This is a genomic window from Streptomyces sp. NPDC004126 (assembly GCF_050275515.1).
Classification (GTDB): domain Bacteria; phylum Actinomycetota; class Actinomycetes; order Streptomycetales; family Streptomycetaceae; genus Streptomyces.
Map to the genome: position 1 here is coordinate 1 of NZ_JBNNPF010000105.1, position 10,757 is coordinate 10,757.

General features: G+C 71.5%; 11 protein-coding genes. 1 reads left to right on the forward strand and 10 read right to left on the reverse strand.

Going from position 1 to position 10,757, the window contains the following annotated elements; genetic code table 11:
- Nucleotides 1-71 precede the first annotated feature (71 nt).
- From lepB to proS, 8 genes are all read right to left on the reverse strand, one after another.
- Nucleotides 72-797, reverse strand: a complete 726-nt coding sequence (gene lepB, locus ACQKM2_RS40175) for a signal peptidase I (protein WP_427719020.1) — start codon at nucleotides 795-797, stop codon at nucleotides 72-74.
- Nucleotides 798-841: 44 nt separating this feature from the next.
- Complete coding sequence (gene rplS / locus ACQKM2_RS40180; protein ID WP_007266830.1) at nucleotides 842-1,192, reverse strand: 50S ribosomal protein L19; 351 nt, start codon at nucleotides 1,190-1,192, stop codon at nucleotides 842-844.
- Between the two features lie 133 nt (nucleotides 1,193-1,325).
- Nucleotides 1,326-2,147 carry a tRNA (guanosine(37)-N1)-methyltransferase TrmD gene (trmD, locus tag ACQKM2_RS40185; RefSeq protein WP_385767120.1) on the reverse strand — a complete coding sequence of 274 codons (822 nt, stop codon included), beginning with the start codon at nucleotides 2,145-2,147 and terminating at the stop codon, nucleotides 1,326-1,328.
- The gene (gene rimM / locus ACQKM2_RS40190; protein ID WP_427719023.1) at nucleotides 2,147-2,758 is read right to left on the reverse strand and encodes a ribosome maturation factor RimM; all 612 of its coding nucleotides are present in this window, start codon (nucleotides 2,756-2,758) and stop codon (nucleotides 2,147-2,149) included. Before rimM ends, trmD begins: the two co-directional genes overlap by 1 nt.
- Before the next feature lie 162 nt (nucleotides 2,759-2,920).
- Nucleotides 2,921-3,160 (reverse strand): RNA-binding protein, encoded by a 240-nt coding sequence (locus ACQKM2_RS40195; RefSeq protein WP_007266827.1) that lies wholly within the window; start codon nucleotides 3,158-3,160, stop codon nucleotides 2,921-2,923.
- A 2-nt stretch (nucleotides 3,161-3,162) separates the two neighbouring features.
- Nucleotides 3,163-3,600 (reverse strand): 30S ribosomal protein S16, encoded by a 438-nt coding sequence (gene rpsP / locus ACQKM2_RS40200; protein WP_125817063.1) that lies wholly within the window; start codon nucleotides 3,598-3,600, stop codon nucleotides 3,163-3,165.
- A 211-nt stretch (nucleotides 3,601-3,811) separates the two neighbouring features.
- Entirely contained in the window at nucleotides 3,812-4,408 is a 597-nt protein-coding gene (locus tag ACQKM2_RS40205; RefSeq protein ID WP_125594841.1) for a hypothetical protein, read from the reverse strand.
- Nucleotides 4,409-4,625: 217 nt separating this feature from the next.
- A complete protein-coding gene (proS, locus tag ACQKM2_RS40210; RefSeq protein ID WP_427719027.1) occupies nucleotides 4,626-6,038 on the reverse strand; it encodes a proline--tRNA ligase in 1,413 nt (470 codons plus the stop codon).
- 131 nt (nucleotides 6,039-6,169) lie between these two features.
- Here proS and ACQKM2_RS40215 point away from each other — a divergent pair, with 131 nt between their 5' ends.
- The gene (locus ACQKM2_RS40215; protein ID WP_427719030.1) at nucleotides 6,170-6,850 is read left to right on the forward strand and encodes a methyltransferase type 11; all 681 of its coding nucleotides are present in this window, start codon (nucleotides 6,170-6,172) and stop codon (nucleotides 6,848-6,850) included.
- Nucleotides 6,851-6,859: 9 nt separating this feature from the next.
- Here the strand turns inward: ACQKM2_RS40215 and ftsH are convergent, their stop codons facing one another.
- Nucleotides 6,860-8,782, reverse strand: a complete 1,923-nt coding sequence (gene ftsH, locus ACQKM2_RS40220) for an ATP-dependent zinc metalloprotease FtsH (RefSeq protein WP_427719033.1) — start codon at nucleotides 8,780-8,782, stop codon at nucleotides 6,860-6,862.
- Between the two features lie 137 nt (nucleotides 8,783-8,919).
- Nucleotides 8,920-10,494, reverse strand: a complete 1,575-nt coding sequence (gene ffh / locus ACQKM2_RS40225; protein ID WP_427719037.1) for a signal recognition particle protein — start codon at nucleotides 10,492-10,494, stop codon at nucleotides 8,920-8,922.
- Nucleotides 10,495-10,757: the final 263 nt, after the last annotated feature.

A 10,757-nucleotide genomic window follows, 5' to 3' on the forward strand; every position in this document is an offset into this window, starting at 1 on the left:
GCCGTTCGGGCCGTTCCGGCTCGCCGCCCCGCCCCGGATCCGGGCGGCCGGCACCCCGCGGGCGCCCGCGGCTACCCATGCGGGCCGTCCCCGGTCCGCGCCCCGGGCACCGAACCCCAGCGCGACACCGGCCAGCCGATCCAGTCGGCCCGCCCGATCACCTTCTCCACCGGCACCATCCCCCCGCCCGGCTCCCCCAGGTGGTCCCGGGAGTCCCGGGACTGGGAGCGGTGGTCGCCCATGACCCACAGGGTCCCCAGCGGAACGGCGATCCGGAAGGGCACCTTCGAGGCCGAGTCTCCGGCGTACAGGTAGGGCTCTTCCACCGGGACTCCGTTGACCTGGATCCGGCCGCCCTGGTCGCAGCACACCACGTCGTCCCCGCCGACGCCCACGACCCGCTTGACGAAGTCGGTGTCGGAGGGCTCCGCGAGCCCGAGCGCCGAGAGCGCGCCGTGCACGGCGTCACCCACCGGGTTGCCGCCCGCGGGCTCCCGCACGAAGGAACCGGCGCCGTCGAAGACCACCACGTCCCCCCGCCGGGGCTCCGCGCCGAAACGGTACGCCAGCTTGTTGACCAGGACCCGGTCCCCCACCTGCAGGGTCGGCTCCATGGAGCGGCTCGGGATCTGGAAGGGCTGGACCACGAAGTTGGCCAGCAGCAGCAGGAAGACGGCGCAGAGGAGCCCGATCAGGCCGGCCCGCCGCCAGGACCCGGAAAAAGCAGAACGCGGCCGCCCCTCCCCCTGTTCGGGGGAGGAGTGGCCGCGCTGTGTGAGCTCTGCTTCGGTGTCCATCGGGTGCGAGCCTATCCGCCCGTCCCGGGGACCCGGAGAGGAGATCAGCGGTCGCGCTTCTCCTTGATCTTCGCGGCCTTGCCGCGGAGCTCACGGAGGAAGTACAGCTTGGCGCGACGCACGTCACCGCGGGTGACGAGCTCGATCTTCTCGAAGATCGGGGAGTGGACCGGGAAGGTGCGCTCCACGCCGACGCTGAAGGAGACCTTGCGAACGGTGAAGGTCTCGGAGACGCCAGAGCCCTGGCGACGGATGACAACGCCCTTGAACTGCTGGATACGGGAGCGGTTGCCCTCGATCACGCGGACGTGCACGTTGATCGTGTCACCCGGGCGGAAGGCCGGGACGTCCGAGCGCAGGGAGGCGGCGTTGACGCCATCGAGCAGGTGAGACATGTTGTTCGTCTGCTTTCTTCGCACGACGCCACAGGTCGCCGGTGCGGGTTTCCGTAGAGAATTCGGGAGCCGTGCCACTCCCCGTACGGCGATCCCCCTGTGGCAGGAGCGTACGGAAGCACACAGCAGCCGCCTATTCTTCCACGGCCTGCGGCCTGCGCCAAAATCGGCCGTCCCCGGACGGCTTCCAGCCCAGGATGCTGAGGATCTCGCGGTCCTTCTTGTCGAAGGCGGAGGCCTCGCAGCGCTCGATCAGGTCCGGGCGGTTCTGCGCGGTGCGGCGGAAGGCCTCGTCGCGGCGCCAGCGGGCGATCTTCCCGTGGTGGCCGCTGAGCAGCACCTCGGGGATGCCCCGGCCGCGCCACTGCGGGGGCTTGGTGTAGACGGGGCCTTCCAGCAGGTTGGCCATCTCGCCGGGGGCGAAGGAGTCGTCGCGGTGCGATTCGGCGTTGCCGAGCACGCCGGGCAGCAGCCGGGCCACGGCCTCGGTGACGACCAGCACGGCCGCCTCCCCGCCCGCGAGGACGTAGTCGCCGATGGAGACCTCGTAGACCGGCATCCGCGTCGCGTACTCGTCCATGACGCGGCGGTCGATGCCCTCGTAGCGGGCCGGTGTGAAGATCAGCCAGGGGCGTTCGGAGAGCTCGACGGCCAGTTCCTGGGTGAAGGGCCGGCCGCTGGGCGTGGGCACGACCATGACCGGGCCGTGCGCGCCGGACTCGTAGCCGTCGGCCAGCGCCGAGTCCAGGGCCTCGCCCCAGGGGTCGGTCTTCATGACCATGCCGGGTCCGCCGCCGTACGGGGTGTCGTCGACGGTGTTGTGCCGGTCGTACGTCCAGTTCCGCAGGTCGTGGACGTGTACGTCGAGCTGGCCGCGCGCCCGCGCCTTGCCGACGAGGGAGACGTTCAGCGGTTCCAGGTACTCGGGGAAGATCGTGACGACGTCGAGCCGCATCAGGCGTCGTCCCCGGACTTCCCGGCCGGCCCGGAGGCCTCTGCGGCCTCGTCAGCGGCCTCGGCCGCGGCTTCGGCGTCACGGGCGGAGGCGATCTCGGCGCGGTCGTCGATCAGCCCGGGCGGCGGGGTGATGACGCAGCGCTGCTCCTCCAGGTCGATCTCGGCGACGATCTCCTCGACGAAGGGGATCATGACCTCGGTGCCGTCCGGGCGCTCGACGATGAAGAGGTCCTGCGAGGGCAGGTGCGAGATCTCGGTGATCCGGCCGATCTCGGTGCCGTCCTCGAGTACGACGTCCAGGTCCATGAGCTGGTGGTCGTAGTACTCGTCCTCCTCCTCGGGAAGCTCCGCGGGGTCGACGTCCGCGATCAGGAGGGTGTTGCGCAGCGCCTCCGCGGCGGTGCGGTCCTTGACGCCCTCGAAGCGGAGCAGCAGCCGGCTGCTGTGCACCCGGCCCGTCTCGATGGTCAGCGGACCCGCCGACACCGGCTCGGTCCGCAGCACGGCGCCGGGCGAGAGCCGCAGCTCCGGCTCGTCGGTCCGCACCTCGACGGTGACCTCACCCTTGATCCCGTGGGCGCGGCCGATCCGCGCGACTACCAGCTCCACCACATTCTCCCCTTTTTGCGGCTAAACCGCCGCCGCTCTCGCGGAGGTGGTACCTCTTCGTCGTGGCTGCTCAATCAATGGTCGCTCTCACCACGAGAAGAAACGACTCGGGCCGGGGCGGGCAACCAGCGCCCTCCCCGGCCCGTGCCGGTGTTCAACTGCTCAGCGGACCTGGTCCACGTCGACGAGGTCGACGCGGATCCCCCGGCCACCGATGGCGCCCACGACGGTGCGCAGCGCACGAGCGGTGCGGCCGTTGCGGCCGATCACCTTGCCGAGGTCGTCGGGGTGGACCCGGACCTCCAGCACCTGCCCGCGGCGCAGGTTGCGCGAGGCGACCTGCACGTCGTCGGGGTTGTCCACAATGCCCTTTACGAGGTGCTCAAGAGCCTCCTCGAGCATGCTCAGGCCTCGGTCGACTCGGCGGCGGCCTCAGCCTCGTCCGCCTTCTTGTCGGCCTTCTTCTTCTGCGTGATGGCCTCGCCCTTGCCCTCGCCGATGCCCTCGAGGGCCTTGGCGAACTCGTCGAAGGAGCGACGCTTGTCTTCCTTCGTCGCCGGCTGCAGCAGCGGCGCCGGGGCCGGGAGGCCCTTGTGCGCCTGCCAGTCACCGGTCAGCTTGAGGATGGCGAGAACGGCCTCGGTGGGCTGGGCGCCCACAGACAGCCAGTACTGCGCGCGCTCGGCGTTGACCTCGATGCGCGAGGGGTTGTAGGTCGGCTGGTAGATGCCGATCTCCTCGATCGCGCGACCGTCCCGGCGGGTGCGAGCGTCGGCGACGACGATGCGGTAGTGCGGGGAGCGGATCTTACCGAGGCGCTTGAGCTTGATCTTGACTGCCACTGGAGTGGTGTCTCCTGAACTTGACGTGGTTGGGCACTTGAGATGCCACGTGGGGTTGCGGTACTCGGGTGCCCGATGGACGCGTCAGCCGGAGGAGAGAGGGGTCCTATGCGGCTGTCGAGTACAGCTGCCCATTGTGCCACACGCCTGCGGCGCTTCCGAGCGGCGGGGGATCACCCCGGCCGCCCGGCGGCGGACGCGCACCACACGCTCAGGACGCGGCCGCGGTGGCGACCTCGGGGATCCGGAAGGGCTTCATGCAGCCGCCGCAGACGATCGGCGCCTGCGCCAGCACGGAGGGGACCACCCGGACGTTGCGCCCGCAGTCGCAGACCGCCTTGACCCGTACGCCGCCGCCCGAGGAGCCGTGCCGGGCGGCCGGGCCCCGGAAGCTGCGCTTGGTGTCGGCGGCGGTGGCCGCCGTATGCGCCTTGAGGGCGCGCTGGAGCCGCTCGATGGTGGGGCGGTAGCGCTTCTTGGCCTCGGGATTGAGGGTGACCAGGGAGAACCCGCTGCTGGCGTGCGGCTCCTCGGAGTGGTCCAGCCCCATCTCCTCGGCGATCGCGAGGAATCTGCGGTTGTGGTAGCGGCCGGCGCGCGAGGTGTCACGCACTCCGCGGGCGGCGGCGATGCCGTGGACTGCCTCGTGCAGCAGTCGCTCGAAGGAGAGCTCGGCGCCGCAGGCGGACGAGGACTCTCCGATCAGGGACTCGGGCGCGGCAAGGTCAGGCAGCTCGGGGTGGTACCGCTGAATGTCGGCCCACGCCTGCGCCAGCTCTGCGGCGAGAACAGGTGGTGTCGTGCTCACGTCGTGACAACGAGCCGGGGTGCCCCGGTGTTCCGATTCCGGGCCATTCCAAATTTTTTGCACGTACCAGTCAGTTCACTCTGATGCGTCCTGACGAGGACGGGTGCGCATATCCCAGGAGGAGTCGGTACGTAAGGAGGGCTATCGACACCGGGGCCATCGACACCGACGCCCCCGGCACGCGGCCGGAGCCGCACGCCAGGGGCGCCGGGGGAGATCAGTAGGAGCGCGCGACGATCGCGAGCGTACCGGGGGCGTCGTCGGCCACCGGGACCGACCCGTCCTCGGCCACCAGGCAGCGCACCGACACGGCCTGCTCGCCCAGCTTGGCCTCGCCCTCGGGACCGAGGTCGGCCCACGGGATGCGCGCCCAGCCGCCCGCGATGGCGGCCTCGGCGGCCTCCTCGATGGTGGCGACGTCGCTCGTACGGGACTCGCGGCGCTCGCGGGACTCGCGCAGCAGCTGCGCCTGGTCCTCGTCGAGGACCTTGGGCAGCAGGTCGGCGAGGGCGTCGATCTGCACCGGGGTCTTCCCGCCCGGGATCCGGCGGGCCAGCATCGCGGTGCCGGCCTCCAGGTCGCGGGGGCCGATCTCGATGCGCACCGGTACGCCCTTGAGCTCCCAGTCCACGGCGCGGCGGCCGAAGGGGGTGTCGACGCGGTCGTCGACGTGGACGCGGATGCCGGCGGCCTTGAGCCGGTCGCCCAGCTCGCGGACCTTCGCCACGGCCTCGTCGCCCTTGATCGCCATGACGACGACCTGGACGTTGGCCAGGCGCGGCGGCACCCGCAGGCCGTTGTCGTCGCCGTGGGACATGATCAGACCGCCGACCATGCGGGTCGAGACGCCCCACGAGGTCTGCCAGACCAGCTCCTGCTGGCCCTCCTTCGACAGGTACTGGGTGTTGAAGGCCTTGGCGAAGTTGGTGCCGAGCTCGTGGCTCGTGCCCATCTGCAGGGCCTTGCCGTCGCCCATCATGCCCTCGAGGGTGAGGGTGTTGATGGCGCCGGCGAAGCGCTCCTTGGCGGTCTTGCGGCCGAGCACGACGTCGATGCCGAGCACGTTCGTCATGAAGTCGCCGTAGACGTCGCGGTGGATGCGGGCCGCGTAGTCGCGGGCGTCCTCGTACGTGGCGTGGGCGGTGTGGCCCTCCTGCCAGAGGAACTCGCTCGTACGGAGGAACACGCGGGGGCGCATCTCCCAGCGGACCACGTTGGCCCACTGGTTGATCAGCAGCGGCAGGTCCCGGTAGCTCTGGACCCACTTGGAGAAGTAGTCGTTGATGATCGTCTCGGACGTGGGCCGGACGACGACCGGCTCCTCCAGCTCCTTGCCGCCGCCGTGGGTGACGACCGCGAGCTCGGGGGCGAAGCCCTCGACGTGCTCGGCTTCCCTCGTCAGGTACGACTGCGGGATGAACAGCGGGAAGTACGCGTTCTGGGCGCCGGCGTCCTTGATTCGGGCGTCCATCTCCTGCTGCATCCGCTCCCACAGGCCGTAGCCGTACGGGCGGATGACCATGGTGCCGCGGACCGGACCGTTGTCGGCCAGCTCGGCCTTGTTGATCAGATCCTGGTACCAGCGGGGGAAATCCTCCGCCTGCGGGGTGAGAACGGGTGCCTTTGCCATGGCGCGAATGGTACGGCGCCGGGCGGGCCGAGCGTGAATCGGGTGGCGCGCTCCTCTGGACGCGGGGGCGAATGGGGAGTTCCCTGGCAACGGGGGCAAGGGGGCGAGACGGAATCAGGAGCGCTCTTTCGATGACACCGACGCCGACGGCCACGCTCGTCGCCCGGGACTGGGCGGAGATCCAGGAACGGATGCTGGTACCGCTGTACGAAGCGGTCTACGACCGGCTGGAGATCGGGCCGGGTGACCGGCTGCTGGGCCTCGACTGCGGGGCCGGGCTGGCCCTGCTGCTGGCCGGCGGGCGGGGTGCCGCCGCCACCGGCGTGGAGGCGGATCCGGCCCGCCGGGCGCTGGCCCGGGAACGGCTGCTGGAGGTGGTGGCGGCTCCCCCGGTGCCCGCCGCGCGCCCCTACGACGTGCTGCTCGCCTTCGCACCCTCCCCGGACGCCCTGGCCGCGGCCCTGCCGGCGGTCCGGCGGGGCGGCGCGGTGGTGCTGGCCGGCTGGGGTCCGCCGGAGCGCTGCACGGTGCCGGCGGTGCTGGGCGGCGGCCCGGCGGCCCTGGACCTGGACGCGCTGGCGGCGCGGGCGGGGCTGGTGCCCGACGGGTCGGGGCGGGTGTTCTGCCCGTTCGGGTACGCGGACGTGGACAGCGCCGTGCGGGGCCTGCTGTCGACGGGGCTGTACTCCGCCGCGGCGGATCCCGCCCAGGCGGAGAAGGAGCTGTCGGAGGCGCTTCACCCGTACGAGCGGACCGACGGCGCCGTCTGGCTGCCGAACATCTTCCGGTACGTCGTCGCCCGGGTGGCGTAACCGGGCGGCTTATTTGGCGAGCCGGGGGATGCCGGCCGCCGCGTACGCCGCCTGCTCGTCCAGGGTCTCGGCCTCCAGCAGGGCCTCGGCGAGGGCGTCGAGCTTCGGCCGGTGCTCGCGCAGCAGGCGGCAGGCCTCCTCGTAGCACTCGTCGACGATCCGCCGCATCTCGTGGTCGACGGCGTCGAGGGTGGTGGGGGCGGCGGCCAGCCCGTACGGGCCCTGCCCGTCGGAGGGGACGGCGGTGAGCTTGCCGACGCGCTCGCTCATGCCCCAGCGGGCGACCATGCCGCGGACGATGTTGGTGACCTGTTCGAGGTCGTTCTCGGCGCCGGTGGTGATCACGTCGTAGACGGTCTGCTCGGCCGCCATGCCGCCGAGCGCGCCGATGATGCGGCCCCGGAGGTACTCCTCCGTGTACGCGTAGCGGTCCGCGTCGGGGGTGGAGAGGGTGACGCCGAGCGCCCGGCCGCGGGGCACGATGGTGATCTTGCGTACGGGGTCGGCGCCCGGCTGGAGCATGCCCAGCAGGGCGTGGCCGCTCTCGTGGTAGGCGGTGCGGCGGCGCTCCTCCAGCGGCATCACCAGGGGGCGTTCCGCGCCGAGCTGGACCTTCTCCAGGGCGTCGGAGAGGTCCGCCTGGGTGACCTGGCGCTGCTGGCGCTTGACGGCGAGCAGCGCGGCCTCGTTGGCCAGGTTGGCGAGTTCGGCCCCGGTCATGCCGGGGGTGGTCCGGGCGACCTGGGCGAGGTCGACGCCGGCGGCGAGCGGGATGTCGCGGGTGTGGATGCGCAGGATGGCCTCGCGGCCGTCTCGGTCGGGCGGGGAGACCATGACGGTGCGGTCGAAGCGGCCGGGGCGGGTCAGGGCGGGGTCGAGGACGTCCGCCCGGTTGGTGGCGGCGAGGACGACGACGCCCTCTGAGCCGGAGAAGCCGTCCATCTCGGTGAGGATCTGGTTGAGGGTCTGCTCGCGCTCGTCGTGGCCGCCCAGGCCTCCGCCGCCGCCGCGCACCCGGCCGATGGTGTCGATCTCGTCGATGAACACGATCGCGGGGGCCACCTTGCGCGCCTCGGCGAAGAGCTCCCTGACCCGGGAGGCCCCGACGCCGACGATCATCTCGATGAACTCCGAGGCGGACGCGGAGAAGAACGGCACCCCCGCCTCGCCCGCGACGGCCCGTGCGAGCAGGGTCTTGCCGGTGCCGGGAGGACCGGCCAGCAGGACGCCGCCGGGCATCCGGGCGCCCATGTCGCGGTACCGCTGGGGGTTCTTGAGGAAGTCGACGACGTCGTTCAGCTCGCCCTCCACCTCGTCGATGCCCGCGACGTCGTCGAAGGTGGTGCGCGGGGCGCCCGCCTCCAGTTCCACGGGTCTGGGCGGTGCCTTGCGGCCGAGGCCGCCCATCCCGCCCATGGCCGAGCCCATCCGGCGGGCGATCAGCAGCCACAGGCCGACGAGGAGCAGCATCGGGGCGAGGGAGATCAGCAGGTTGGCCAGGAAGCTGCGCTGCTCGACCACCGGGGAGGCGGTGACGGTGACGCCCTTGGCGGTGAGGCCGGCCCACAGCTGGTCGTCGGCGAAGGCGGGGCGCTGGGTGACGAACTTGGTGTAGTCGCCCTTGCCGCCGGGGACGGGCTGCTTCGCCTTGAGCTCGCCCTGGATGGCGTCGCCCTTGGAGTAGATCTTGGAGACGTTCCCGTCGGAGACCTGCTTGCTGAACTCCGTGTAGGAGATCGTCGGCTCGTCGCCCTCGTTGAAGAAGGACAGCACGAGGTTGGTCAGCAGGAAGACGATCAGGGCGGCGAGGACCAGCCCGCGCCAGCCCCCGCCGGGGAGCTTGCGCTTGGCGGGCGGGGCGGGCGGGGCGCCCTCCGAGCGCCAGGGGGTGTCGGCCCGGTCGCGCGGCGGTACGGGGGTGGGGCTGGGCACGTGGGCGCCTCCTTATGCCGTCATGCCGTCCTCCCGGCCGACCATAAGCGACAAATCGACCCGCTGCTCCCGCAGATGCGGAAGGGCCCCGGGCGCGCGACGCGCCCGGGGCCCTTCCGCGGTGGCTGTCCCACCTGCTACTTCATGAACTTCTTGAACTCGTCCGGAAGGTCGAAGTCCTGACCCGGCTGGCCGCCGCCGGCCGGGAGCCCGAACGGGCTGCCGCCCGCGGCCGGAGCGCCGGGCTGCGGGCCCTGCTCGCGGCGGGCCGCTGCCGCGGCCTCCTCTTCCTTGCGCTTCATCGGGTTGCCGCTCTTGCGCTTGCCCTTGGCCTGCTTGACCTGCTTCTTCTGCCGGCCGGGGCCGCCGCCCATGCCCGGGATGCCGGGCATGCCGGGCATCCCGCCGCCCTGGGCCATGCGGGACATCATCTTGCGGGCGTCGAAGAACCGCTCCACGAGCGACTTCACGGCGCTGACCTCGACACCGGAACCCTTGGCGATGCGCGCGCGGCGCGAGCCGTTGATGATGTGCGGGTCCTGGCGCTCGGCCGGGGTCATCGACTTGATGATCGCGGCGGTGCGGTCCACGTCGCGCTCGTCGATGTTGTTGATCTGGTCCTTGATCTGGCCCATGCCCGGCAGCATGCCGAGGAGCTTGGAGATGGAGCCCATCTTGCGGACCTGCTCCATCTGGGCCAGGAAGTCGTCGAGCGTGAACTCCTTGGGGCCCTTGGCGAGCTTGGCCGCCATCTTCTCGGCCTCGGCCTGCGAGAAGGTCTTCTCGGCCTGCTCGATGAGGGTGAGCATGTCACCCATGTCGAGGATCCGGCCCGCCATGCGGTCCGGGTGGAAGGCGTCGAAGTCGTCGAGCTTCTCGCCGTTCGAGGCGAACATGATCTGCTTGCCGGTGACGTGCGCGATGGAGAGCGCGGCACCACCGCGGGCGTCGCCGTCGAGCTTGGACAGCACCACGCCGTCGAAGCCGACGCCGTCGCGGAAGGCCTCGGCGGTGTTGACCGCGTCCTGGCCGATCATGGCGTCGACGACGAAGAGGATCTCGTCGGGGCTGACGGCGTCGCGGATGTCCGCGGCCTGCTGCATCAGCTCCTGGTCGATGCCGAGGCGGCCGGCGGTGTCGACGATGACGATGTCGTGCTGCTTGGCACGGGCGTACTCGACGGAGTCCTTGGCCACCTGGACCGGGTCGCCGACGCCGTTGCCGGGCTGGGGCGCGTAGACCGCGACGCCGGCGCGCTCGGCGACGACGCTGAGCTGGTTGACGGCGTTGGGGCGCTGGAGGTCACAGGCGACCAGGAGCGGGGTGTGGCCCTGCCCCTTCAGCCAGAAGCCGAGCTTTCCGGCGAGGGTGGTCTTACCGGCACCCTGGAGACCGGCCAGCATGATCACGGTGGGCGCGGTCTTGGCGAAGCGCAGCCGGCGGGTCTCGCCGCCGAGGATGGAGACCAGCTCGTCGTTGACGATCTTCAGGACCTGCTGGCCGGGGTTCAGCGCCTTGCTGACCTCCTCGCCGCGGGCCCGCTCCTTGACGTTCGCGATGAAGGAGCGGACGACGGGGAGGGCGACGTCGGCCTCGAGGAGGGCGATACGGATTTCCCGCGCCGCAGCGTCGATGTCCTGCTCGGAGAGGCGGCCTTTGCCCCGGAGGGACTTGAAGGTCGCGCTGAGGCGGTCGGAAAGCGTATCGAACACGGTGGTCGCGATTCCTCGGGTCGGGGGCGGTGTGGTCGTCCCCCAGGGTATCGGTCCCCGCCGCCGGCCCGGCCCTGCGGGCGGCATTCCCCCCTCCCGGGGGCCCCTCCCCGCCGGGGGCTGCGCCGGTGCCGCTGCGCGGCGCTGGGTCCCCTACCCTCCCCCAGACTCCGTCCGGGGGGACCCCCACTTCCACCGTTCCCAGGGGCTCCGCCTTCTTCTGGCCCTCGGCGGGCTTGGACACAGTGGCCACCTCGCCGATC

Bases quoted from the DNA above. Each gene is read 5' to 3' on its own strand.
- trmD (WP_385767120.1), bottom strand. From the start codon at position 2,147: ATGCGGCTCGACGTCGTCACGATCTTCCCCGAGTACCTGGAACCGCTG.
- lepB (WP_427719020.1), bottom strand. From the start codon at position 797: ATGGACACCGAAGCAGAGCTCACACAGCGCGGCCACTCCTCCCCCGAA.
- proS (WP_427719027.1), bottom strand. From the start codon at position 6,038: ATGGCAAAGGCACCCGTTCTCACCCCGCAGGCGGAGGATTTCCCCCGC.
- rplS (WP_007266830.1), bottom strand. From the start codon at position 1,192: ATGTCTCACCTGCTCGATGGCGTCAACGCCGCCTCCCTGCGCTCGGAC.
- ACQKM2_RS40215 (WP_427719030.1), top strand. From the start codon at position 6,170: ATGACACCGACGCCGACGGCCACGCTCGTCGCCCGGGACTGGGCGGAG.
- ACQKM2_RS40195 (WP_007266827.1), bottom strand. From the start codon at position 3,160: ATGCTCGAGGAGGCTCTTGAGCACCTCGTAAAGGGCATTGTGGACAAC.